We start from the raw sequence: 23,966 nt of genomic DNA on the forward strand, positions 1-23,966 counted from the left end.
CAGAGGATGGAGGCATGATATGGATACAATTGAAGCACTCACCGATAGCTTAAAGCTTCTTTCGGACAAAACACGACTAACAATTATGGCTTTGTTGAAGGAACGGGAGTTGTGTGTATGTGATATCGTCGATATCCTAGAAACGACACAACCTAATATCAGTCAACATTTACGAAAATTGAAACTAGGCGGACTGGTTAATGAAACGAGAAAAAGCCAATGGATCTATTATTCCTTGAATGTTTCAGACAAACCTTATCTACAAGGCATTATGGATCAACTGCCATCCATGAAAGAAAAATTAGCGAATCGAACGAATCAATCATGCAATTAATCCAGGAGGAACTATGCTTGCGATTGCTTCAATCATTTTTGTTTTTACACTTGTTTTTGTTATTTGGCAGCCTCGGGGACTGAACATTGGCTGGTCTGCAGCAGGCGGGGCGATTATCGCTTTATCATTTGGGGTTGTGAATTTCGCAGACGTATGGGATGTAACCCAAATTGTCTGGAATGCAACGTTAGCTTTCGTTGCTGTCATTCTCATCTCATTAATTCTTGATGAGATCGGTTTTTTCGAATGGGCAGCCTTACATATGGCGCGAATGGCCGGTGGTAATGCCCGCTTGATGTATGTGTATGTGATTTTATTAGGAGCTGTAGTAGCAGCCTTCTTCGCTAATGATGGTGCTGCATTAATCTTAACACCGATCGTTCTTGCGATGGTTCGTGCATTAAAATTTGACGATCGCATGATATTGCCATTCATCATGGCCAGCGGATTCATTTCGGATACGGCTTCGCTGCCGCTTATCGTAAGTAATCTCGTGAACATCGTTTCATCGGATTTCTTCGCCATTTCATTTGTTGATTATGCAAGTCGGATGATCGTCCCGACAGTGTTCTCCATTGTAGCTAGTCTAGTCGTATTGTTTCTCTTCTTCCGTAAGGAAATACCCGCTCAATACGATATGAAGCAATTGAAGCAGCCCAAAGATGCGATTAAAGACAAGCGTTTGTTTCGCTTATCTTGGATCGTGTTAAGCATTCTACTCGCTGCCTATATGTTTAGTGAATCGTTCTCAATTCCGGTTTCCATCATTGCTGGGGCTGCTGCTATGGTGTTTTTGCTCTTTGCCCGCCAGAGCGAGGCGGTTCATACCTGGACGCTCATAAAAGGAGCCCCATGGGCTGTCGTTGTGTTCTCGATCGGAATGTATGTTGTCGTCTATGGCTTGCGGAATGTTGGCCTGACAGATGAGCTTGGGAAAGTCTTTCAATGGGTGAGTGATCAAGGCTTGTTCATCTCGACGATTGGTGCAGGATTCATTGCTGCCATCTTGTCATCGGTCATGAACAATATGCCGACCGTGATGATTGATGCTTTGGCAATCAAGGGAACGGCAACCGAAGGTATGATTCGAGAATCTTTAATTTACGCCAATGTAATCGGATCGGATCTTGGACCCAAAATTACGCCGATCGGATCATTAGCAACCTTGCTATGGCTTCATGTTTTATCAAAGAAAGGCGTTCGAATTAGTTGGGGTTATTACTTTAAAGTGGGGGTCATTTTGACCATTCCGACTTTGCTAGTCACACTATTTGGACTCTACTTATGGTTATCTGCCCTAAACGTAATGAGCGTCAATGCTTGGTTAGTTATCGTTGTCATCGGTATGATCATGACACTCGCACTTTGGATCTTTCATGCACTGCAAACGAACAAACAAAAGAAATCGCAGCGAGCGTAACAAGATTACGTTTCATTTAATGCGACTAAATCGAAATCAAGGGAGAAATTGATCATGGCAAATAAACCGCTTGTTTACTTTTTGTGTACAGGGAACTCCTGCCGCAGCCAAATTGCCGACGGCTTCTTAAAGGCGTTGGGTGGGGAGAAATACGAAGTGAAAAGTGCTGGTCTCGAGGCACATGGTTTAAACCCGCGTGCGGTTTCAACGATGAAAGAGGCTGGTATTGATATTACATCGCATACATCCGATGTAATCGACCTGGAAGTTCTCAATCACGCCGATTTTGTTGTCACGCTATGCGGTCACGCGGACGAGCATTGTCCCGTCATCTCCAACAAAAGCGTAGTGAAATGGCACTGGGGATTCGAAGACCCAGCAAAGGCAACGGGCACGGAAGAAGAAATCACTGCGAAGTTTCGGGAAGTTCGTGATGCCATAAAGGATCGCATCAATCAATTTGTAGTCACCGGAATGTAAGGAAGGAGGGCACTCTACTAGAGGCCCTCTTTTTTGTTGGTTGAAATCAGTCATTACTTGTTTGTCGAAGTAGTCTCACAGCAAGGCAATTCCGTCTTCACAGACGAGCAGCATTCCGTGGTTTTAACCGGCAGTGGTTTGAACGTGATCTTTTGGGGAGAGCAGCAGCTGTCTTCACGGCTTGTTGACGCAGGCTTAGCTGTCGAACAAACACCTGTCTCCGGTAATTGGAGTTTAACTTCTCGCGCAGCTTGATAATCGCCTGCTAATACGGCTACAACACTGCGAACCTGTTCGTAACCGGTCGCAAGTAGGAACGTAGGAGCCCGTCCATAACTTTTTGAGCCAACGATGTAGAAGTTTTTCTCAGGTTGCCGGAGCTCGGCTTCGCCATGTGGCCGAACCGTGCCGCAGCTATGAATGTTGGGATCGATAAGCTGTGCTAACTGAGGAGCCGACTCAATTGCGGAATCAATCTCATATCGCAGCTCGCGCAGGAAAGAAAACGCTGGCCGTGAACCGGTCGCAACAATTATTTCATCGATTTGACCGATGGAGAAGGCGTGCTCTCGTTTCGTACCTTGTAACAAGAGTGATCCGTTGACGTCATCTTTGATGCGATCAATAAGAAAAGGTGTATGAACCTGCACATTCCCTAACTGAACATATTGGAAGGCTCGATTGCCAAGTTCCCCTCGTGCAGGCAGACCATCATTCTCACCACCGCCAAAAGCATCTGAAACATCCTGCTTCCGAAGAACCCAATGGATAGTCGTATCGGGCACTTGTAACTTTAAATCGTGAAGCATGGAGATGACTTGAATTGCGGAATGACCGCTGCCGACCACGGCAATGTTCTTGCCGGCATAACGAAGCCGACTTGGACCAAGTACATCGGGAATCCCATAAAAAATTTGATTCTCATGTTCACGCTCGCCTTCTGCATCGTTGCCATTTGAGCTAATGGGATTAGGCGTTAACCAAGTGCCTGTTGCATCAATAACTGCCGAGGCTTCAAACCGTTTCATATGGTTATCCGATTGATATTCAATAATAAAGGGAGCCAGCTCTCGGCCTGCAGTCTTCATCTTGTCAAATCCTTTGCGATAGACCGCTTTGACCTTTGCGTTCAGATGAATATGAGGCTGTAGTTGATCCAGATTAGCCAAGGGCTCCATATAGTGCTGTAATAGCTCTTCACCAGTAGGGAGATGACTTTGCTCAGGTGCAACCCAACCTGCCTGCAGAAGCAATTCTCGGGCCGCTGAGTCGATATTAAATTCCCATGGCGAGAACATGCGAACATGCTTCCAACTATGAACAGATGAGCCTATACGATCTCCTTGCTCAAAAAGAACGAATGCCATATTGCGTTTTACTAGTTGTGCCGCTGCAGCCAACGCTACGGGACCTCCGCCGATGATTGCAGTAGGTAATTTGTTTGTCATTTCATATTCCTCCTTAGTGATAGGTATATTATTTGCAAAATGCAAGTATTACTTTTAGAAGAAACCTCCATCATTGGGGAGGCGTGCAGCATGAGACGGATTTTTGCATGGCGTCGTTAAAGAGTTTGATCGAACGAATAACGGTATCGCGCTCGAATTCGGACATCGTGGAGAGCACATGTTGCAGCTGAGCATTAACGGTTAGATTGATGTTGTTCTCGATACTCAGTCCTTCAGAAGTTAAGGAAAGGATGTTCATACGATTATCGGAAGGATGGGGAGTTTTTTTCACAAACCCTTTGTCTACTAAGGTTTTGACTTGTCTGCTAAAGGTAGTGATGTCCATGCCTAACGCGCCGGCTACTTCCTGCATGGAGGGATGATGTTGGCGATTGATCTCATATAAAATATGGCTCTGAACATTAGAAACTTCTTGCCCGCAGCAGTTTTCACAACATTGTTCATTCAATAAGCCGAAATTGCGGGAAAGAAGTTGAAACAGGTTGCGCACGTTATCCATCGCTAAGACCTCCTTGACTTAGTTATAGCATTAATAATTGCAATTTGCAAATGATATTGTATAATCGGCCCAACTATCTAGCACGAGCCTTCGTTTTCTATTTTTTCCTTGCATTCCGACCATGTAAGGCATTTGCAGCTCAATCCGCTGTCTAGGATCTGTATCATCGAATTCAGTTGTTTTTTTCGCTCTTCGAGTTCGGAGCGTTTTTGTCTTGCCATTTGCTCCCACCGGTCCGATAATGAATCGCCTGGTACAAAGCCTTCTAGCAAAATCGTAATTTCCTGAATGTTAAATCCCGTTTGCTGTGCGACTTTAATGAAATTGATGCGATCTAGAAGTCCTTCGTCGTATCGGCGTTGACCATTTTTGCGTTCTGGGGGAGGAAGAAGTCCAACGGACTCATAATAACGCAGCGTCGACGCATTAATCTCTGCCTTTGCAGCGAGCTGACCAATACTCAATCCAGACATAACAAAACCCCCTTGACTTAAAGTTAGCTTTAAGTTTTATGATTGCAGTATAACTTTTTAGGAAGGTGATTGTAAATGAATAAAGGGAGTTGGCTCGCTGGTCTTGGACTACTAGGCGCATGCGCTTTATGCTGCACGTTTCCACTGATTGGTGGTTTAGCAGCTCTAGGGGTATCCTTTTTCTTTTTAAATCCAGTTGTCATTTCGGGTTTAGCGCTTCTATTCGTGATAGCAGGCATCGTGATTTATAAAAATCGAAAAGCAACCGGGTCAGCTTGCGTGACAACAGGATGCGGCTGTAATTCCTGTAAAACGAAAGGAGCAAAGAAGCCCGACGATCAATGATCGTGCGGGCTTTGTTTATTGACTTCAGGATGATTCACGGACAGAGGGCGTTTCAATTTGACCACCTTATTAATTCTTCGGACGTAATTCTCCCTACAACTTCATACCCTTTGCCGAATCCTTTTGGTTTTATGATTATAGCTCCTAGATTTGGAATATCACCAAGGGCTACGTTAGGTGGGAAGGTGTGAGCAACTATGACTGTGTTTGTCCCGCGAGCAGGGGGAGTTTCGAAGATTTTCGTTAGATCCGATAATATCTGCTGCTTCTCTGCAGCGGGAAGACCTTCCATTTTTAATTTTTCAATGGAGGCTAAACTAGGATTTACGGTCACGTTTTTTTTGCCAAAAATAATGTCAGCCGTATCCTTTGCTCGACAATAAGGATCAGATATGACCGGCAAGTGAATGGGAAAGGGATTCTGTTTAAAAACTTCTCCAATTGCCTGAGCTTGTTCTTTACCACGAGCACTTAAATTTCTCTGCGTTCGGCAATCATTAAGATTAAGTTCAGGCTGATCTTGGCCAACCGTTGCCTCTCCATGTCTAAAATAAATAATGAACCCACCCGATCTTAATTGATCAAGTATTGTCATTTCATTACTAATTTCAATATTACGAGCATCAACCTCAGTAGCAGCAAAAGGGAGCACTACCCAGCAAATAGCAAGTGAGACCATTACTTTTATTGCTTTTAGGGACACAAACACAGTTCACATGTTCCTTTCCGAGTTTATTAAGTTCTCGTAGTTTTTCAAAAGTATATTGGAAATATACTCTGGAGCCAAGATGCGAAGGCCACTGAGTGGCGAATCAGTTTTAGAGTTGGAATGAAATAAGTTAGAAATACTACTCTCCCTTGATTTATTTCAATCAAAACAGCTGCAGCATGAAATAGTTTCCTTAAATTCACAAGGAGGATTTTCATGGATAACAATCTGAGTCAATCATTCGAAATTTCAATTACTCGTGTATTTAATGCCCCTCGCGAACTGGTATTTAAAGCATGGACAGAGCTCGATCATTTCGCGCAATGGTGGGGACCAAAGGGGGTTACCCTCCAAATCTTTAAAATGGACGCTCGATCGGGTGGAGAGTTTTTAGGTATTCAGACGTCTCCTGACGGAAATCAGGTTATGTGGACTAAATTTGCATATCAATTTGCATATCAAGAGGTTGTCGAACCTGAGAGAGTGGCTTATATCCGATCCTTTTCCGATGAGCAAGGCAATACGGTCCGATCGCCTTTTAGCGTGAGCTGGCCACTTGAAATTATGAATTCCATATCGCTAGAAGATGACGAAGGTAAAACTGTGTTAAAACTGAAAGGTTGCCCTGTGAACGCTTTAGCTGAGGAACAGGAAGCCTACAGAGGTATGGCTCCAAGGCTTCTACAAGATCTTGAGAGTATTTTCAATAGGCTTGCCGACTATCTTGCCTTCCTGAATTAAAATGCATGCGATAAAAAGTTAAGCTGCCCAAAAACTTTAATCGGGAAACTTTAGTTCAATCACTATATACGGCAGTACAAGCAGCGCGCATGGAAACGAAGCCAGATCTTTGGAACCGTGCGAAAATTGTCCTTTAAATGATTGGTAATAACTGGTTGAATGGTATTTAATCATAGGAAAAGCCGATGAAAAAACTCTGCGATTCTCAGATGACGAGGATATGAACATGCTTTACGAGCTGCGTATTTATACGATGCATGACGGCAGAATAAATGCGGTTCTGGAACGTGTCAGAAATGAAGGTGACTGATTTCTGGATCGATCAGACGGGGCTCCCGAAGGAGATGGATGTCATCTATATGAATCGCACCGATTTTTTGGCGGTTTCGTGAGATGGTTTGGCGACATTGGATCAAACCATCATAGTGTTGATGAATGGAACTTCATTACAGGTGTTGAGAGTAAATGAATGCCTTCGCTTGCAGTGACTTTTCCGAACTCGGGGTTTCATGAATATACCTCCGTTTAAAAATAGGCTGTTACATAAGTTTCCCGATACTGGAAAAGATACAGTGTGGGATTTTCCATCAATACCAAATGGAGAAGGGATGAATTCAGATGAACAATAACGAAATAACGGATCCGAAACAAGAGGTAAACGATAACCACGGTAAGAAGACAAACGCTCAGGATATAAATGAATCAGGAGTCGACTACATTTGGGGCAGCGACCAAGATGAATATGCTCGGAAACCGGAGAAAGAATAAGGTTATATGAAACTTTGTTATTAAGCTAACGGGAGACGATAGCTTAATACTCCCTGCGACGAAGCTGCCGACATCAAAGGCGGCTTTATCGCGTGGATAGTTGGGGAATCTTATCAAATATTATAACTTTATCAAATATTAACTTGAGACGATTCCCGATTGGTGACAAGAACATTGGCCGATTGGCGATCGTTAAGATCTGACGGATGTAAGGTGATGATAAATAGCGTTTCTATGACATATGTATAAAATACGGGTTTTGTGTAAATGTTATATTGTTCCCGTAACCTAACTAAACTTTATGAGAGTCATAAGTTACATCATATTTAAGTAGATTAAGAAAACCTTCACCAAGTGACTCAGATATACTATATACAAACGTTCCTTGAAATGGGTTAAAACAATTTTTAACTACATTTTTAGCTGCATCTTCAATTGTATTCGGATAGCTCACAGTTGCATGTATGCGATGCTTAACTCTGTAGAATTTACACCCTCTCCAAGAACAATCCATTCCTGGCATTACTATAGATACTAAATCTTCATCAAAAAATGAAGTGTTATCCTTAAACGTCATTTCCGGTGTTTCTGAGATAATATCCTCCATGGATGATACTACCTCTTCTATAGTGTAAACATATTTATGCTTTTTTAGATCATGATCCAGGATTTCGACCTCAATGTTTATTTTGTTTGTTATATTTTCATTATTCATCAATACCCGCACCCTTCGCAGTTTTATTGTTATTAGCATTACCCATTTTGTCGACCGCTATGCCATGCCCCTCATCTGCTTACACCATCCAGGCGTAAACGTGACGATCAGACAATAAAACAAAAAAGATGCAGTATCCATGAGAACGCTCCTTTCAAGCCGTTCTCATGTCCTACATCTTAAGGGGAATTGCGATATGGTATATTATTGCAGTTCTCTTTTACTTGCTCCGGGCAATCAAACGCTCAACCAGTCGATGCGTATCCAGTACATCCTCAGCCTTAACTTTACACTGCGCCGGATTGTCAATCGAATCGAGAAAATGCTGGATAATGCCTGCGAACCCGCGCCGTTTGGCAACGGAGTCCCAGCTGCCGAACGCTTTTGAATCGTAGACGCCATGCTGCCAGGTCGCTGATTCCATGTTGACGATCTCTACCGAGCAGCCATTCCCATGCAGCTCAACGCGTTCGAGATCTGCACCGGCAGACCGATTCATGCTGAAAATAGCAGCCTGCTGCGGACCACGATCGCTTGAACCGCTTCCATACGTTATTGAGCCCGTTGCATGCTGCAATCTTCCCTCGTGATCATTTTGCTGAACATAGGAAGTTAGCTCGTAGGGCGACGCGCCCAGCCACAGCATGAGATCGAGCATGTGGATCAAGTCGTCATATAACGTATGCGCAGCTGGCAATTGCTGAACGGAGGTCCGGTGCTTCTGCAGCAGCATGAGGTCAAAACCGCCTGAACGCTCAACCCATTGCTTGATCTCCTGATACCGAGGCGCGAATCGCCGGTTGAATCCCACTGCAAGCAGCACGCCCCGCTTCGCCGCCAGCTCCGTCATCCGCTCCGATGCAGCAATCTCATAAGCTAACGGTTTATCGACATATACCGCGATATCCCGCTCCAAGCATGCGGTTACGATTTGTTCATGCGCTTCAGTTGCACTATGTACGAATAGACCATCCGGCTTCAAGTCCAGCAGTGCCTCCAACGCTGTGAACCGTCCTTCTACCCGGTATTGATCCGCGATCGCGTCCACTTTCGATTTCGTACGGCTCATAACGCCGATCAACTCAACCTCAGGATGTGTGCCAAGCACAGGCAAGTAGGCTTTAGAGGCAATATCACCAAGACCGATGACGCCAATTCGTTTTTTAACCGTTTTCATATGCTGCATTTCCCCTTTCACTGCGTTCAAAATGCCTTTTTTACGACTACAGAACATTTGTTCCCATTAAAGACTTCAAGGTTTCTTTCTCTCTGCGCATGTAAAAGGATTTTTCTGTTATCTATTTATAAGTTATGGAATAAAATCTGCCATTCGGGGGCCAATGCCTCTCATATGCCGTTTTTCACGGACTCAAACATATGTTCGCATTCACATATTTAACTCTCAATGAAGCCTCTCTTACGCTGCTTTTTCGCTGCTTTCCCTATTATATCGACTCCCTAGCATCCTCGACAAGGTGTGCAACGACGCTGTGCAACGAAGCTATTCAGTTCTCTAGCGAATAGTGTTACAATAATGAAATCTATTATGACATCTGGAGGAACTTATTGTGCAAAAATTAATCTTCTTCGTCGGCGTTGCCGGTACTGGCAAAACAACGGTGGCCCGCCAACTCGCTACACGCATCCCAGCTGCTTTCCTCGATCGCGACACGGTTGGCGGACGTTTCGTCGAGCATATGCTCGCATCGAATGGTCTTGATCCGAATGACCGCGACTCAGACTTTTATAAGAAGCATCTTCGTGATTTGGAATATGATACGACTAAGGACATTTGCATCGAGAATTTAGCAGCTGGACAGAACGTATTCATGATTAGCCCCTTCACGGCAGAGCTGAAAAACAAGCAGTGGATCGAGGATGTATTGTCTGCCGCAGGCCGCACGCATGCAGAGGTTGACGTCAAAGTGATCGTCGTTACGCTGTCCGATATGGAAACACAAAAAACGCGCATTATCGATCGCCAAACCGTTCGCGACCAATGGAAGCTTGATAACTGGGATGCATTCGCTACTCGCGTTCAGTTCGTACCCGAGATCAACTGGGATATCCCGCAATCATCGATCACGGTATTTGATAACAGCGGCGAGCTGTCGCAGGAAAAAGTCGAGCAGCTGCATCAATTCGCATCGGCAAGCAAATAGTATTTCTCGAAAACATGAGCACCTCAGCAGCAACAAACAAGCCGGCTTGGCGGTCCTCCGTCAGCCGGCTTGTTCGTTGTTTGCCTGCTTCTGCTGCTGCGGCCCGCTTGGCGGCGGCACCGCCTGCTGGAATTTCCCGAAGCGAATCCGTCCGACTATGAGCAATAGTAGCGGAAGAATGATCACGTAGCAGCAGCTATAAAGCGACCATACGCCTGGCGTAAAATTTAGAAACTCGACAATGTTGCTGTACACAATGATCGACAGCCATAGCAGCAAAAAGCCGAGGGGCATCGCCAGCACCCGATACCGGGGAAGCTGCAGCGTCTGCGAAAGCGAAAGCACCGCGCCATAGAAGGTAATCGTCGACTTGAAAAACAAAGCAACGAGCCATATGATGGCCATTACAGCGTCGATGCGCAGAAAATGAGCAACCGTTATTTTCTTGGCAAGCGAATAGCTCGCGAATATGTTGCGTTCCGTAAGATTCGGGCCCATCACCAGCAAGCACAACAGAGTCGTAAAGATGATAGCCGCCCCTCCAACGACAACGCCCGTTACCATCGCTGAGCGAATCTTATTAGGCTTGCTCACATACGGATAAATCATCAAAAAAACGGCGACCTCATGGATCGTAAACATGTAGAAGGAGCTCAGCGCTACAGGCTTAGGTCCGCGCTCCAAAACCGGCATCAGATTGGCGAAATGGATTTCTGGCATCAAGAAAACGAGAAGCAGCACGAGCAGTGCAGTGACCGGCAAGAACAAAATCTCCGAAGCTCGCGCGATGGTCTCAATGCCATAACAAACCGCGATGACAATGGTAATGATCAGGATAAAGTGAATGCTCTCGATTGGCGTTTCCGGCATCATCTGTGTCGTAATGAAATTGCCAGCGACACGCACCAGAAACGACGTAAGCAGAAACAAATACGTAAAGAGCATGAACGAGATGATTTTGCCTACCCATTTGCCAAGCACATGCTCAATCATCATCGTAAAGGTCATCGACGGATAACGCCTCGCGAGCCGTGCATATAGCCAGACCGAACCAATGACGAAACCAATCCCTATGCATGCAGCCATCCAGCCATCCTGTCTAGCTACATGTGCAAGGTTGCTCGGTGCGATAAGGATCGATGTGCCGAGCATAAAATGGATAACAAGAATCGAAAGCTGCCTGATCCCAATTCGCTCCAAACCCATCATTTATCCTCCTCCCATGCCCCATTGGACGAGCGCTTTCGCCGCCGGCTCGAACATCACTCGCAAGATAATAAGCGGCGAAGTCGTCAATAGATCGATTCTCAGTGCAATATTGAGCGCAAGCGCAATAAAAATGAGTGAAATCGAAACTGCTTTCTCGCCAGCGCTGCCTTTCTTTGAACGAAAGAACGACATCCATTGCATGAAGAGGATGACGCAAGCTACACAGGCTGTAAACATGCTTACTCGTATCATTTGTAATGTTCACTGCCTTTTTTGGATGTCGTCTCATGCTCCAGTCGATCCATCGATTCGCTGACGGTTCCAAGCTGGCGAATTTTCGTTTCCACCCTAACCTCGACTGGTGTTTGTGCGAATTGAGTGTTCCAATCCCCATTCAGCTTCTTCCAATAATCTGGATAATGCCGATGCACCTCATTGCCGAAGCCGAAAATATCCGATTGGTATTCTTGCTGCACATGCTTAATCGTGTTCATCATGATCATTTTGAGCATTTGTTCTGATTTCTTCTCCAGCTTCCGGATGACTTCTTCCTTCGTTAACTCGATCTGGCACGCAACCTCCGCCACATTCGCTTCAACTTTGAGCGTAACGGAGAGCTTCGGCTTATCCTTCTCCAGTTTTGCCACCAGTTTGGATTGCGTTCGTTGAACCTCCAGCGAGAGAAACTTCCCGTCGTCACAGGTAAGATTGCCAATGGAATTCACAACATTGCCGCGAATAAAATTATACGCTCGGCTTTCGGTTTCATTTAACCAACCTTCCAAACGGTCTTCCTTGAATACCGAAAGACCGATATATTTCAGCCTGCTGGCAGGAACCGAGGTGGTCACATTCGTGCGCCGGCTTCCCTTGTCCGCATCTCCGATGACAATAATGCCGGGGACGATGGGCTGTTGGCCTCCGCTAACCATCATTTGAATCAAATCATCGAAATTGACGACAACTGTCGGCGCCCATTGCTTCTCTGAATTCGCCAAAGCGCGAAATAGCTGCGTGGCTGGTATCTGTTCGATCGGGGTTAAAATTTTGAGCGTATCCTCCGCCCGGCTATTTTTAGAGATGATAACCGAGAAATCCGTACGAAATTGCCGATCCCTAGAGATATAATCCAGCACATCATTAATGCCGCGCTTTGCTAACGCTTCGCTTAAAACCAAAATGCGTAAATGGGAGTTATAGATCATGCGCGGGCTTATTGTCGACATCCGCTGGATTGCCTCCGACACCGTCTTTCCCTTTGACTGATAGAGCACGACAGGCGACCGCCCAAGCGTTCCTTTGCTAGCCGACACTTCGCCGGAATCCACGACTTGAATTGAAACCAAGAGCTCGCCATCCTCTGCAACATCCACGCCTAAGCCCATCGTAATCGCAATATCATTCAACTCCGTGCTGCTCCAGCACCCACCAAGCGACAATAATGCTGCGAGGCAGACAAGCCATTTTATCCATCGAATCATGCTTATTCACCCCTGTCCGGACTCCTCGCCGTTCGCAGGATCAGATGCGTTATCAGATGCCATGTTGGGCTGCGGCCGCTTTAACGAATTCCGATTGCCATTTTGCTGGCTGACTTGTCGCGGTCTCGCCTTCATCGCCCACTGCGGCAGCCGAAATAGCGTATCGGATACATCCTGCGCGGTGAATGGCGCTAGAGGGCTCATATACGGAACGCCGAACGAACGCAAGCTGGACAGATGCAGGACGAGAACGATGATACCCGCCATCATCCCGACCAAGCCAAAAGTAGCGCTTAAGATCATAAAAGGAAATCGCAGCATGCGCAGCGAGATGGACATGCTCGTCGCTGGAATAACGAAGCTTGAGATCGCGGTAAATGCGACCACGATTAACATGGCCGGAGACACGATGCCTGCTTCAACGGCGGATTGGCCGATAACGAGCGTCCCAACGAACGAAACCGTAGGACCGAATGTACGCGGCATGCGCACGCCCGCTTCACGAAGCACCTCGAACGTAATCTCCATCAGCATCGCTTCGACGAAGGCAGGAAACGGCACGCCTTCCCGCTGAGCGACCAAGCTGACAATCAACTGCGTAGGCAGCATTTCCTGATGAAAGGTCGTTAACGCAATATACAGGGATGGCCCCAGCAGCGAAAAGAACACGCCGACAAAACGAAGCAACCGGATCAAGCTCGATACATCAAAGCGCTGATAATAGTCCTCTGAAGCGTGGAAAAATGAAACGAATAAGGCCGGGACGACTAAAACAAAAGGCGTGCCGTCGATCATGACGACAACCTTGCCTTCCAACAGCTCGGCAGCGGTGACATCGGGGCGTTCCGTATTATATACCGTAGGAAATGGCGACCAGGTGCTGTCTTGAATCATCTCCTCGATATATCCGCTTTCCAATATGGCATCCGTATCGATCCGTTTGAGCCGGTTTCGCGCTTCTTCGACAACGCTGTCTCTCGCAATGCCTTTGATATATAAAACGAAGACATCCGTCTGCGTGACGCGTCCGATTGCGTATGACTCGATTCGAAGATTCGGATCCTTGATCCGGCGACGCACGAGTGCCGTGTTTTTTCTCACATTTTCCGTGAAGGCATCCTTCGGGCCTCTTACCCCGGGCTCTGTCTCGGAAGGGCTAACTTGTCGATCCGGAAACAATTTCATGTCCAGCGCAATCGCGCAGGAATAACCATCCAATAGAAGAACGGCGAATCCCGATACGATAGCTCGAAGCGTCAGCTTCATGCTGGAATGCTGCTGGATGTCCCCTGCCTTCAGAATCGAGCGCCTCAGCAGCTCAGGGAAAGGCTCCTGTGCGATCGGTTCTGGCATGTCTAGCGTTATATGCTCGCCATAATCGAACGTCAATGATTCAATGATAAACTGCTGAATCTTTTGCGTATCGACCAGCCCATCTGTATAAATGATTGCTGCAGATTGACCGCTGACAAGCATCAGCTCTCGAATGACAATATCATTGCTGTTGCCGAGCGCTTGCCGAATCGCGTTCAGATTGTCCGAAATTCGCGGCATGACCGTGGAACCAGCATTTGTCGATGACATGATTGTATTCGCCTCCTCGGAGCTCCTGCGGCATGTTTCCCGTTTTTGGTAATTGCCTGTAGTATTGCCTTCGACAAAATCAGATAAACACAGCCAACTTCTGCGCACGCCATCGCCCGCCATTTGGAACGCAAGATAAGCCAAAAAGAGCGCCAGCCGTCCTCTAGGACGTCCAGCGCTCTTATGTCTGTTTGTTGCACCATCACCGCTTCGGTTGCTTTCTTTCCAGCTGCCGGGCAGTTGCCGTTTCCTCATCCGTTACCGGATGCTCGCCATATCTAACGCTCTCATAGAGATTGACGATGTCCTGTGAAATGACTAGTTTTTCATTCGCATTCTGTCTTAGCTCTTCTGCTGTTTCCCTAGGGGTCAGCTGCGGCTTCGGCGTGTAGCCGAGATTCTGCCGATTCAGAAGCGCGGTTCGATATAAGTAACGAATTCGAGCTGCATTATCTGCTAGCGCGGACCATTCTTCTTCGTTCTGCTTGCGGAGCAGACGGCCGATGATTGAACTGCGCCGCTTGCTTGAACGGTTTGGCTCGATGAGCTCCAGCTCATCCTCATAGCCAGCTGCGATGGCTGCCAGACGCTCTCTTCCCCGTATCCGCTGCAGCCATTGCTGCATCATTCGGGCAAGACCCGGCGTTATCCGAATGAGCTTATATATGGCCCACAATGCCAGTAAAGTGACCACAATGACCACGACGTAAGTCGTGATTCGCTCTAGTAAAAGAAGCAGATTGCTCGGTTCAGCCGGCTTGCCCGGCAATGCCGACTGCGGCGGCGGCATGGATGCCGTCTGCTGCTTTTTCGGCTCACCTGGCGAGGAAGCGAAAAACTGGCTGATCCAATGAAGCAAAGCCGTTAATGCTCGTCGTAACGCCTCGCTCAATGCGGGCAGCAAGGCAAGGAACAGGACGACAGCGCCCATAGCAGCGACCAGCAGCCGATTTTGCCAAAGGATCGAACGTGCAACGCCGCTTTTCTTCTGATCGGGATGCGCTTCTCGCTCGAGATGCCGATGATTCCATATGAATAAGGAAACTATAACGGTGATGGCGATATCCGCATTGACCCATGGCACATAGGAAGCGGATCCGGCATGGTTTTGCAATAGAAGCGGACAGATGAAGTCCAGCAGAAGCGCAAACAAATACATGGCGGTCGGCAGCGTCGATACCCGGCCATCTGCAGGCAGCACGGTCCCATGAATACCGAAAAAGCCATAGATTATCGCCGATAGCACACCCGCTTGCGTGAAACCAAACCATCCATAAGAAAGCGTCAGGACGATGACGATAACCAAACCTAAGGTCAGCCACCGACCGTATTTGCCTAGCAGCCGTTCAATTGTTTGACCTGCTGCATGCACGAACGGAATGAAGAGCAGCCAACCAACCGTCCGATCCTCGGGCAATGCCAGTCTAGCCAAACTAACCGCAATCGGCAGGAATAGAAGCAGCAGGAGCAGCGCGCGTAAAACCGTTCGAGCAGCGGGATGCTGCCAGAAGTTGACTTGCGTCAAGAAGCATTCACCTCGCTCTCTTCGTCGATGAGTTGGAAGACGATCCGATGCCCCTCAGCTTCCAGCTGCTCCGCAGCAGCATAGAGCCGATCATCGACGTAAGCCGTTACGATAACCATATCCGTTGACGGCTCCAGCAGCTCAGACAAAGCATGCAAATATTCCGCAAACGGCTGCAAGCGTTCAATCTTCAGCCTTGCCATCCTTTCAAGCAGCACGTACAAATGCGGCTCACCGCTCCCAGGCGCGGCATAAATCGAAGTCTGCGGCGCATCCTCCATCGGCGCGTTCGCCGCAAATCCCGCTTCCATGCCATGGTGAATGAGCTGTTCGGCTATTCCTGCCGCCAAGCGAATCCCGCGTTCAATCCGCGCAGTGTCGGTAATGTCTCGCCATACTTGCGCATGATCCTCTACGTTAAGCACAATTAACACCTGATAATCGGCGGTCGTATCCAGCTGATGAACCTGCAATTCACCGGTACGGGCAGTTGCACGCCAATTGACGAAGCGCATGGAATCGCCTGCCCGATAAGGACGGACGCCAATTCGGCGGAACGGGTCCTCTACCACCCATCGGCGTACGGACAGCTCGCCTTGCCAGCCGCGGGCCGGCCAATCGCTCTGCTCAGGCAGCATCGGGATCGGATAAACGATCAGCTTCTCGGTGAATGCAAACTGTTTATTCGTCGCGCTCATCCCGAACACATCGCCGGCAGTTAGCGTTACGGTCGATAGCGTATAGGCTCCGCGCTGCAGCATTTTCACGCGATGCGTGCGCCGAATGCGCCGCATGGGCAGAAGGCTGAAGAAGCTTCGATGATTTTGCATAAACTGCCCCGTGCTCACCGCGAGATTAGCCGATTGCTCCGGGCCAAATTGGAGCGAAGCGTGGAGGAGCGATTCCACCCGCAGCCACGGGAGCGGGAATCGCTTTTCATTCGCGATCGTTTCGATCATGTGGACCTCATCGCCTTCAAAGCAGTAGGTCCGATCGAATTGTCGGCTGTAAGATAAGCGCTTTAGCGCTACTGCCCGGAATACGCGATGCTGGATAATGACGATGAGGGCGCTAAGCAACAATAGAACATAAATCCCCATAATCGCTGTCTCCTAAGAATGAAGCTGCTCTGCCGGCACTTCAACAGCTGTCAGTACATGCGCAATCAAACGCTCGGCAGCCCCTTTATCGCCGCGAGCGCGCGAAGCGCTCTTCAAGACAAGCCGATGTGCAAGTACAGGACGCGCAAGCAGCTTCACATCGTCCGGCGTCACAAAATCGCGTCCCTGCATGGCCGCGTGCGCCTGCGATGCGCGAAGCAGCGCTTGCATGCCTCGGGGGCTTACGCCGATCGCGACTTCCTCTTGCTGGCGCGTGAGCTCGGCAATATTGACAATGTAGCGAAGCAGGTCGTCATGCACTTGAACCTGAGCTGACAGGCGCTGCGCCTCTTCTAGTGCGGCAACGTCAACAACAGCGTTTAGCTGATCGAGCGGCTGGGCAGCCTTGAACCGGTTAAGCAGCTGCACGCTCTCCTCGCTCGAAGGGTAGCCGACGCTGAGCTTAAACAGGAAACGGTCCAATTGCGCCTCAGGCAGCGGGAACGTACCCTGCTGCTCGATCGGGTTCTGGGTTGCAATGACGAGAAACGGCGGCATCAGCTGATGCGTCTGGCCATCGACGCTAATTTGGCGTTCCTCCATACACTCCAGCAGGCTTGATTGCGTTCGCGGCGTCGCACGGTTAATCTCATCGGCGAGCAGCACATTCGTGAATAGCGGTCCTGGTCGAAACTCGAACTCGCTTAGCTTCTGGTTAAAGAAGCTAATACCGCTCAAATCCGATGGCATCAAATCCGGTGTAAACTGCACCCGCCTGAAGCTGCAGTCGACCGAGCGCGCAAACGACTTGGCAAGCAGCGTTTTCCCCGTGCCGGGCACGTCCTCGAGCAGCACATGCCCTGAGGTCAGCAGCGCGATTGTAAGCTTATCGATCAATTCATCCTTCCCTATGATCACTTGTCCGACATTCGACCGGATTCGATTGGCTAATGCTTGAATAGCTTGTTCTTGTACCCCCATGATTTGTTTCCCCTCTCCTGAACTGGTTGTAGTTGATTGGGCATTATCGAAGCGTGCTTGGCCATAGGACGAGCCGCTGCCCGTCTTTCTCAGCGCCAATCTGCAGCAGCTGCTGACCTGCTTCTCTGCTTATGATGGGCTCGCTGTTCCATTGCTCGATAATAACTTTCGATAGCTGCTGTCTGCGCAAAATCGCCGATAGTGCGATACGCAGCGCCTCTGGATCAGGCAAGCTGTTCTCAGCATGCACAGTCTCGTCCATTACCCGAATGCGCCGACCGTTATTTTCAATCCAATACAGCCATTGCGCTCCGCGCATCACGAGAAAATGGCCGTTTTTACGAGCAAACTGCGTGTTCGCTGCACGCGGCCAATCTGCAATCAGGCCATAAGGGTTCACTGGATCGACGGCTGATACGACCGTAATCCCGTGATCCCCTGCAGAAGGTACGGCCGCGCGAACAGCCTCTGCAATCGCTGGTGTCGTAAATTGCATCGTTGCCTCGCCATCGACGAACATGCCTCTTGTCACCGTGCCCCACGCCTCAAGCTGCTTGAGCATCGGGAGCAGTCTATCCCATTGAAACGGCGCTACGGCGGATACAAGCTCCTTCGTCACAATGCCGTAGCTGTCGAGCAAATGGCGTACCCAATGCATCGCAGAAGGCTCTCTTGGTAACGTTTGCGCAACTTCAGCAGCGGAACTTTCAGCTGTTTCCACCAGTCCGCCTGTCCAATACCAGCGGCCAAGACCGGAGCCAGCTTTGGCCCAATCACGCTGTTTTTTGCCTGCATGAAGGCGAAGCGGCGCGAATTGATCATTGGAGGCTTGGCCTTCCCATACGAGCAGCAATAAAGACTGCAAGGTCTCGGACGGCGTACGTCCCTCATCGCGCGCCAGCTTCGTTAAAAATGCGGCGCCGCCCGTACGCAACCGTTGCAGCAGCGGCGACTGCTCCGACTCCCTTTTATCTAAGTCGTGAATATACGGCTCGTAAAGCGGTTTGTCCTCCGCTAGGAAAAAAGCAACGCGTCCTTCCTTATCGCCGCTAGCTTTACTTCCAAGCCAGATAACATCGCCGGTCGCGCACAACAGATCGAGCTGATCTGCACGGTAATCCGCGATACGCGAAGGGAACACGATAGACTCCCAATGCGATAGTGGAAGATACAAGCCTTGCAGCTTGCTGATGACCGCACGCAGTCCCTCTTCTCCCCGCACTTGCATGCCGCTTAAGGCGTATTGCCTTGTTGCCATCTGTACGAGCCATCGGCTTGGATGGACGGGCTGCGTCCTGTTCCTCGCTTCGCCGATCGATAGCCGGATTAGCCGCGCGGCTGTCTTGCGCCCCGTCCATAGCCGTTCTGCGGCATCGGATGCGAATGGGGCTTGCTCAAGCCGGCCTTGCGAGAGGAGCAAATCGACTGCTTCTCGTGCCGATTGCAGCGATAGCTGCGGATAACGGTCACATAGCTCCGGTTCGGTTACCGAAAGCTCATGCTCGGCAAAACGTCCGATAATGAACGTGACAGAGGCCGGATCTTCAGGGAAAGCGGCATACAGCTCGCATTCGTCCCGACAGATCCATCTTTGCGGGCCGTCGCTGCCAGGCTGGCCGACATCGATTTGCGAAATAACGCCTTGCTGGCTTAGCTCTTCAACCCATGCAAGCCCGGAAGCACCTGTCCAGCGGATGATTTCATCGATCCCTCGATCGCCATAACGCTTGAGCAGTGCGATCAGCTCGGTTGAATTGGCCGCTGTCCGATCGGCTATGGAGAGCTTCACTCGCTCGGATTCTACGACTTCCGGCGTGACAACGCCGCGTACGGCATCGGCGCCAAAGACGCTGCCCGCCAGCTCTCGGCTGACGTTCAGCAGCTGCATGCGAACAGCATCGTCCAGCCCGTCCCCTTCATAAATGCGCATGTTGACGTACTCGGCAATAAATTGGGTCGCCATCGGAGACGGATACGCGGTTTCCCGCATAACAAATTCGAATTCTCCTGCTCCGATCGCTTGCAGCAGGCCGCGAAGGCCCTCTAGATCAAGATAGCTGTTCAAGCATTCGCGCATCGCCTCATCCAAAAACGGAAACTGTGCCGCATACGGGAGCGCTTCCTTCAGCAGCTCTTCGCTGCGCAGCCTCTTTTGCCATAGGGGCGTACGCGTAAAGCTGCGCGACAGCAGAAGCGACGTTTCTGCCAGATGCCGAAATGCGATCGCTAATAGCGGAGAGCCGGTAATCGCTTCCTTCAGAAGCGACTCCAGATTGCCAGGCGCCACATGCCAAATCGTCTGCAGCCAGGATGGATCCCACTCGGGCAATACGAATTCAATGCCGTTATCCTTCGCATTGCCATATAAACGATAAGGCAGCAGCTGCTCGAATTGCCGTTCGATCGCGAGCAGCCAAGTCCGATTGACTCTGCGACCGAATGGATTATGAATAATGATATGCGTCTGGTTCGATACATCCCGATAATGCTCCACGATGATGCGCCGATCGGTAGGCAGTCCGCAAAAGGCATGCTGGGAGCGAATGTAGCCGATTAGCTGTTCTGCGGAAACGCTGTCCATTCCGTATTCCTCATGAAGCCATTGCATGACGGCGATATCGGTCTCGGTAGGGTCGCCAATCTCTCGCTGTTCGCTACCCTCTGGCTGGTTGGAAAGCGCTAAGCGATCGGCCAGTTCACGAATAAAAGCGCCGACCTGCATGCCAAGCGCAATTGAGCGTCCGCCTGCTTCATTCCGCCAAAACGGAATTTCGCTAAAGCTGTTCGCGGCCTCCGCAACGTATACGCGGTCTTTGTCAATCCGGCGAATCATCCAATTGTTCGAGCCGAGCTGGAACACATCTCCCACGCGGCTTTCCTGTACATATTCCTCATCTAGTTCCCCAAGATGAGCGCGGCTGTCCAGATGATGGACGGGATATGCTGAGCTGCTCGGTATTGTGCCTGCTCCGGTCAACGCAGCGATTCCCCCGCTGCGCCGTCCAGTAAGAAGATCGGCATCTCGATTCCAATCGAGGAGCGGCCGCGCGAACGGATAAAAGCCGCTCAACACCTGCAGCATCGCGATGAGCCGCTCATAAGGGAAAGCTCGGAACGTGTCGCTTTGTACGATGAGACGGTACAACGCTAGAACGGTCCAATCCGCATTGGCCGCCATCGCCACCGTATGCTGGGACAGGACGTCCAGCGGCTGCTCCGGCAAATGAATCGGCTCGATCTCGCGAAGGGCGATAAGCCTCGACAAGACGGCCGCTTCTGCCAGCGCGCCGCGATGGCGGACAATAATCGCGCCTCGGCTCGTATCGCCAACGGAATGGCCGGCGCGTCCGATTCGCTGGATGCCTGCTGCCGCGTCGGAAGGCGGGTCGATTTGCAGGACCAGATCGACATGCCCTACATCAATGCCAAGCTCTAGCGAGGAGGTCGCAACGATGCATCGCAGCTCGCCTGCTTTCAATAATCGCTCCGCCTCGAGCCTGCGCTCCTTCGCCATGCTGCCATGATGCGCACGCGCCATTTCGTACCCGGATGCATCATTCAGTCGCAAGCAGAGCCGCTCGCAAATCCGCCTGCTATTCACGAACAACAGCACCGTTCGGCTGCCTTCCATTAACGCAAACAACCGCTCCAGTATCGGCTGCCAAACGGCTTCCCGCGTAGCGGCAGGCTTGGACATATCGGGCATCGTTACGCTGACCTGCATCAGCTTGGTCATCGTACTCTCAATGATGGATACAGGGCGGGGCAAGTAGCCTAGCGGATGAGACTGGTCGCGAACGGCAGCGGGTACCGCATTATCAATGGGAAGCGAGCTGTCCATCGGATGGCTATCTGCATCTGATCGTTCTTCCCAGCCGCCGAGAAAACGGGCAACCCGCCATAACGGCTTTTGCGTCGCTGATACGCCAATTCGCTGAACAGGGCGTCCGCATAAGTGGACGAGCCGCTCCAACGAAAGCGACAGATGAGCGCCGCGTTTGTCCGCTGCCAAATCATGAATCTCATCGACGATGACATATTGCACGGTGCGAAGCATGTCCCGTCCCCCTGTTGACGTCAGCAAAATAAAGAGCGACTCCGGGGTTGTCAGCAGCACCTCTGGCGGGCGTTTCGTCATCGCGGTTCGCTGCGAGGACGGCGTGTCGCCGGTTCGTACCGCACAGCGAATGCCAGGCCAACTCGTCTCTCGCTCGGATGCTCGCTTATCGATCGCTTCAATAAAAGCGCGCAAATGATCGTGAACGTCATTATTAAGCGCTTTCAATGGCGAGAGGTATAAGACGCGTACGCCCGGTTCGAATCGGGCTGCCTGTTCATCGCTGGCCTTGCTCCGCGACTGGAGCTTCTCGCGTACGACGGCATCCAAGCAAGGCAGCAGCGCCGCTAACGTTTTGCCAGAACCGGTAGGTGCCGCGATTAGCGTATGCTGGCGATGACGAATCGATTGCCAAGCTCGGGCTTGTACATCCGTCGGCTGACCGAACGATGATGTGAACCAATCCGCGATTACAGGATGGAACGATTCTAAAGCATTATTTTGCAAAACATGATCATCTCCAATTGGCCAATCTGCGCCCTTTCAACATTCTCCTTATTATACCAGTTGCAACGAGTAGTTGAAACCTAGTTGCATGATTTGCAGCTGTTTCAGCCAATTGTTCCAACACATGCCCAGTCGAATGCTTGTTCTCTTTTCTCGCCCCTTTTATAATAGAAAGTAATGAGTAGAAAAGGAGTTGAAGCCACGTCATGAACGTCATCAAAATCAAGGACCGGCAGGAATTGGACAAAAAAGTGCCGCTCATGCCATGGTACGTCGAAAAATTCGTAAACTTCAAGCTGCCTGACCTCTCCCCTTCTTCGCTGCTCGAATATGTGCGGGATTATGATACGTTCTTCTCTTATTTGCTTGCCGAGGGGCTGGCCGCCGGCCCGGCGATCAAGGATGTGAAGCTCGAGGAGCTGGAGAAGTTACATATGGACAGCATCGATTCATTCCGCATGTTCCTCATGACAAGAACCGAGCATACGAACATGCGGGTTTCCGTTACGCGGAAGCTGTCTTCGCTTCGCTCTTTATTCCACTATTTGAGCCAGATTGCCGAGGATGAGCAGTTTTACCCGCTGCTAAAGCGTAATGTGATGGCCAAAGTGTCGATCAAGCGAACGTCCAAACCGAAGGATACAGCGGCCAAGCTCGAGGGCAAGCTGCTGCAGGAAGAAGAAATTGCGGCGTTTCTCAGCTACGTGGAGCGCGATTATGAGCAGGATGTCGCCAAAAATAAGCAAGCCCTGTACAGCTACCAGCTGAACAAGGTCCGTGATGCATGCATCATCAGCCTCATCCTCCACTCGGGCTTGCGGGTGTCTGAAGTCGTCAATTTGAACGTCGATGACATTGATTTGAAAAAAAAGCTCTCCTATGTGTTCCGCAAGGGTAAAAATGACGACACGTTCAAAACGCCCGTCTACTTCCGCCAGGAAGCGGTCGAGAGCTTAAGCCAATACATGCAGCTGCGCGACCTTGCGTATCATGCGCCTAAACGGGAAAAAGGACTGTTTCTTGCGATCGCGAATGGCAAGAAAGAAGGCTCGCGCATGACGAAGCGGGCGATTCAGGAAATGGTGATCAAATATGCCAAGCGGTTCGGAAAGCCTTACTTATCCGTTCATAAGCTCCGTCATTCGTTCGCAACGGACTACTATCTCCGCAACGATATTTACAAAACGCAAGAGCAGCTCGGCCATGCATCGCCCGAAACGACGCAAATTTATGCGCATCTGACGGACCGGACGATGGCAGAAGCCATTGACCATACGAATGATTAGCCTCATACGATTGAAGAATACGCGCAGCCGGCGAAAGCCGGCTTTTTTATATGGAATAACGTCGCTCCTGCCCGACTTTTGACCCGCCCGCTTTAATCTGTTACACTTACGGTAACAGTAT

Annotated in this window: 21 protein-coding genes; 7 read left to right on the forward strand and 14 right to left on the reverse strand. The window is 49.7% G+C overall.

Annotation, left to right across the window (positions count from 1 at the left end; genetic code table 11):
• Positions 1–19 precede the first annotated feature (19 nt).
• From PAECUDRAFT_RS04900 to arsC, 3 genes are read left to right on the forward strand one after another with little or no spacing between them, the layout of a single operon-like run.
• Positions 20–334, forward strand: a complete 315-nt coding sequence (locus PAECUDRAFT_RS04900) for an ArsR/SmtB family transcription factor (RefSeq protein ID WP_006037005.1) — start codon at positions 20–22, stop codon at positions 332–334.
• A gap of 13 nt (positions 335–347) precedes the next feature.
• Positions 348–1,754, forward strand: a complete 1,407-nt coding sequence (locus PAECUDRAFT_RS04905; protein WP_006037006.1) for an arsenic transporter — start codon at positions 348–350, stop codon at positions 1,752–1,754.
• Positions 1,755–1,808: 54 nt separating this feature from the next.
• A complete protein-coding gene (gene arsC, locus PAECUDRAFT_RS04910) occupies positions 1,809–2,234 on the forward strand; it encodes an arsenate reductase (thioredoxin) (protein ID WP_006037007.1) in 426 nt (141 codons plus the stop codon).
• 53 nt (positions 2,235–2,287) lie between these two features.
• Here the strand turns inward: arsC and PAECUDRAFT_RS04915 are convergent, their stop codons facing one another.
• From PAECUDRAFT_RS04915 to PAECUDRAFT_RS04930, 4 genes are all read right to left on the reverse strand, one after another.
• On the reverse strand, positions 2,288–3,682 hold the full coding sequence (locus PAECUDRAFT_RS04915; RefSeq protein WP_006037008.1) for an NAD(P)-binding domain-containing protein: 1,395 nt from the start codon (positions 3,680–3,682) through the stop codon (positions 2,288–2,290).
• A gap of 70 nt (positions 3,683–3,752) precedes the next feature.
• Positions 3,753–4,202 (reverse strand): MarR family winged helix-turn-helix transcriptional regulator, encoded by a 450-nt coding sequence (locus PAECUDRAFT_RS04920; protein WP_006037009.1) that lies wholly within the window; start codon positions 4,200–4,202, stop codon positions 3,753–3,755.
• Positions 4,203–4,279: 77 nt separating this feature from the next.
• Positions 4,280–4,675 (reverse strand): MerR family transcriptional regulator, encoded by a 396-nt coding sequence (locus PAECUDRAFT_RS04925; RefSeq protein WP_006037010.1) that lies wholly within the window; start codon positions 4,673–4,675, stop codon positions 4,280–4,282.
• Positions 4,676–5,072: 397 nt separating this feature from the next.
• Positions 5,073–5,729 carry a histidine phosphatase family protein gene (locus tag PAECUDRAFT_RS04930; protein ID WP_006037011.1) on the reverse strand — a complete coding sequence of 219 codons (657 nt, stop codon included), beginning with the start codon at positions 5,727–5,729 and terminating at the stop codon, positions 5,073–5,075.
• 216 nt (positions 5,730–5,945) lie between these two features.
• Here PAECUDRAFT_RS04930 and PAECUDRAFT_RS04935 point away from each other — a divergent pair, with 216 nt between their 5' ends.
• Entirely contained in the window at positions 5,946–6,470 is a 525-nt protein-coding gene (locus tag PAECUDRAFT_RS04935; RefSeq protein ID WP_006037012.1) for an SRPBCC domain-containing protein, read from the forward strand.
• Between the two features lie 618 nt (positions 6,471–7,088).
• Positions 7,089–7,238 (forward strand): hypothetical protein, encoded by a 150-nt coding sequence (locus PAECUDRAFT_RS25865; RefSeq protein WP_006037013.1) that lies wholly within the window; start codon positions 7,089–7,091, stop codon positions 7,236–7,238.
• A gap of 292 nt (positions 7,239–7,530) precedes the next feature.
• Here the strand turns inward: PAECUDRAFT_RS25865 and PAECUDRAFT_RS04940 are convergent, their stop codons facing one another.
• Positions 7,531–7,953 (reverse strand): hypothetical protein, encoded by a 423-nt coding sequence (locus PAECUDRAFT_RS04940; RefSeq protein ID WP_006037014.1) that lies wholly within the window; start codon positions 7,951–7,953, stop codon positions 7,531–7,533.
• A 220-nt stretch (positions 7,954–8,173) separates the two neighbouring features.
• Complete coding sequence (locus tag PAECUDRAFT_RS04945) at positions 8,174–9,130, reverse strand: Gfo/Idh/MocA family protein (protein WP_006037015.1); 957 nt, start codon at positions 9,128–9,130, stop codon at positions 8,174–8,176.
• Positions 9,131–9,521: 391 nt separating this feature from the next.
• On the opposite strand from PAECUDRAFT_RS04945, the gene PAECUDRAFT_RS04950 reads away from it, so the two are divergent.
• Positions 9,522–10,115 carry an AAA family ATPase gene (locus PAECUDRAFT_RS04950; RefSeq protein ID WP_006037016.1) on the forward strand — a complete coding sequence of 198 codons (594 nt, stop codon included), beginning with the start codon at positions 9,522–9,524 and terminating at the stop codon, positions 10,113–10,115.
• A 60-nt stretch (positions 10,116–10,175) separates the two neighbouring features.
• Here PAECUDRAFT_RS04950 and PAECUDRAFT_RS04955 read toward each other — a convergent pair whose 3' ends face one another.
• The 8 genes from PAECUDRAFT_RS04955 to PAECUDRAFT_RS04990 form a co-directional block, all read right to left on the reverse strand.
• On the reverse strand, positions 10,176–11,324 hold the full coding sequence (locus tag PAECUDRAFT_RS04955) for a GerAB/ArcD/ProY family transporter (protein WP_050794267.1): 1,149 nt from the start codon (positions 11,322–11,324) through the stop codon (positions 10,176–10,178).
• Positions 11,325–11,576, reverse strand: coding sequence for a hypothetical protein (locus PAECUDRAFT_RS04960; RefSeq protein WP_040711527.1), 252 nt, complete (start codon positions 11,574–11,576; stop codon positions 11,325–11,327).
• A complete protein-coding gene (locus tag PAECUDRAFT_RS04965; protein WP_083814077.1) occupies positions 11,573–12,805 on the reverse strand; it encodes a Ger(x)C family spore germination protein in 1,233 nt (410 codons plus the stop codon). Before PAECUDRAFT_RS04965 ends, PAECUDRAFT_RS04960 begins: the two co-directional genes overlap by 4 nt.
• 6 nt (positions 12,806–12,811) lie before the next feature.
• Positions 12,812–14,389 (reverse strand): spore germination protein, encoded by a 1,578-nt coding sequence (locus PAECUDRAFT_RS04970; RefSeq protein WP_006037020.1) that lies wholly within the window; start codon positions 14,387–14,389, stop codon positions 12,812–12,814.
• A gap of 202 nt (positions 14,390–14,591) precedes the next feature.
• The gene (locus PAECUDRAFT_RS04975) at positions 14,592–15,914 is read right to left on the reverse strand and encodes a DUF4129 domain-containing protein (protein WP_006037021.1); all 1,323 of its coding nucleotides are present in this window, start codon (positions 15,912–15,914) and stop codon (positions 14,592–14,594) included.
• Positions 15,911–17,014: a DUF58 domain-containing protein gene (locus PAECUDRAFT_RS04980; RefSeq protein ID WP_006037022.1), complete on the reverse strand. Its 1,104-nt coding sequence runs from the start codon at positions 17,012–17,014 to the stop codon at positions 15,911–15,913. The genes PAECUDRAFT_RS04975 and PAECUDRAFT_RS04980 overlap by 4 nt, the downstream gene beginning before the upstream one ends.
• 12 nt (positions 17,015–17,026) lie before the next feature.
• Positions 17,027–17,995, reverse strand: a complete 969-nt coding sequence (locus PAECUDRAFT_RS04985) for an AAA family ATPase (RefSeq protein WP_006037023.1) — start codon at positions 17,993–17,995, stop codon at positions 17,027–17,029.
• Positions 17,996–18,038: 43 nt separating this feature from the next.
• Entirely contained in the window at positions 18,039–22,559 is a 4,521-nt protein-coding gene (locus tag PAECUDRAFT_RS04990; protein ID WP_006037024.1) for a DEAD/DEAH box helicase, read from the reverse strand.
• Between the two features lie 206 nt (positions 22,560–22,765).
• On the opposite strand from PAECUDRAFT_RS04990, the gene xerS reads away from it, so the two are divergent.
• Positions 22,766–23,845, forward strand: coding sequence for a tyrosine recombinase XerS (gene xerS / locus PAECUDRAFT_RS04995; RefSeq protein ID WP_006037025.1), 1,080 nt, complete (start codon positions 22,766–22,768; stop codon positions 23,843–23,845).
• The last annotated feature ends 121 nt before the right edge of the window (positions 23,846–23,966 follow it).

The sequence above is a fragment of the Paenibacillus curdlanolyticus YK9 genome, assembly GCF_000179615.1.
In the GTDB taxonomy this organism is placed as follows: domain Bacteria; phylum Bacillota; class Bacilli; order Paenibacillales; family Paenibacillaceae; genus Paenibacillus_T; species Paenibacillus_T curdlanolyticus.

What these genes read in the sequence shown, in the direction of transcription:
- PAECUDRAFT_RS04900 (WP_006037005.1), top strand. Translation starts at nt 20, where the DNA reads ATGGATACAATTGAAGCACTCACCGATAGCTTAAAGCTTCTTTCGGAC.
- PAECUDRAFT_RS04905 (WP_006037006.1), top strand. Translation starts at nt 348, where the DNA reads ATGCTTGCGATTGCTTCAATCATTTTTGTTTTTACACTTGTTTTTGTT.
- arsC (WP_006037007.1), top strand. Translation starts at nt 1,809, where the DNA reads ATGGCAAATAAACCGCTTGTTTACTTTTTGTGTACAGGGAACTCCTGC.
- PAECUDRAFT_RS04915 (WP_006037008.1), bottom strand. Translation starts at nt 3,682, where the DNA reads ATGACAAACAAATTACCTACTGCAATCATCGGCGGAGGTCCCGTAGCG.
- PAECUDRAFT_RS04920 (WP_006037009.1), bottom strand. Translation starts at nt 4,202, where the DNA reads ATGGATAACGTGCGCAACCTGTTTCAACTTCTTTCCCGCAATTTCGGC.
- PAECUDRAFT_RS04925 (WP_006037010.1), bottom strand. Translation starts at nt 4,675, where the DNA reads ATGTCTGGATTGAGTATTGGTCAGCTCGCTGCAAAGGCAGAGATTAAT.
- PAECUDRAFT_RS04935 (WP_006037012.1), top strand. Translation starts at nt 5,946, where the DNA reads ATGGATAACAATCTGAGTCAATCATTCGAAATTTCAATTACTCGTGTA.
- PAECUDRAFT_RS25865 (WP_006037013.1), top strand. Translation starts at nt 7,089, where the DNA reads ATGAACAATAACGAAATAACGGATCCGAAACAAGAGGTAAACGATAAC.
- PAECUDRAFT_RS04940 (WP_006037014.1), bottom strand. Translation starts at nt 7,953, where the DNA reads ATGAATAATGAAAATATAACAAACAAAATAAACATTGAGGTCGAAATC.
- PAECUDRAFT_RS04945 (WP_006037015.1), bottom strand. Translation starts at nt 9,130, where the DNA reads ATGAAAACGGTTAAAAAACGAATTGGCGTCATCGGTCTTGGTGATATT.
- PAECUDRAFT_RS04955 (WP_050794267.1), bottom strand. Translation starts at nt 11,324, where the DNA reads ATGATGGGTTTGGAGCGAATTGGGATCAGGCAGCTTTCGATTCTTGTT.
- PAECUDRAFT_RS04960 (WP_040711527.1), bottom strand. Translation starts at nt 11,576, where the DNA reads ATGATACGAGTAAGCATGTTTACAGCCTGTGTAGCTTGCGTCATCCTC.
- PAECUDRAFT_RS04965 (WP_083814077.1), bottom strand. Translation starts at nt 12,805, where the DNA reads ATGATTCGATGGATAAAATGGCTTGTCTGCCTCGCAGCATTATTGTCG.
- PAECUDRAFT_RS04970 (WP_006037020.1), bottom strand. Translation starts at nt 14,389, where the DNA reads ATGTCATCGACAAATGCTGGTTCCACGGTCATGCCGCGAATTTCGGAC.
- PAECUDRAFT_RS04980 (WP_006037022.1), bottom strand. Translation starts at nt 17,014, where the DNA reads ATGGGGATTTATGTTCTATTGTTGCTTAGCGCCCTCATCGTCATTATC.
- PAECUDRAFT_RS04985 (WP_006037023.1), bottom strand. Translation starts at nt 17,995, where the DNA reads ATGGGGGTACAAGAACAAGCTATTCAAGCATTAGCCAATCGAATCCGG.
- xerS (WP_006037025.1), top strand. Translation starts at nt 22,766, where the DNA reads ATGAACGTCATCAAAATCAAGGACCGGCAGGAATTGGACAAAAAAGTG.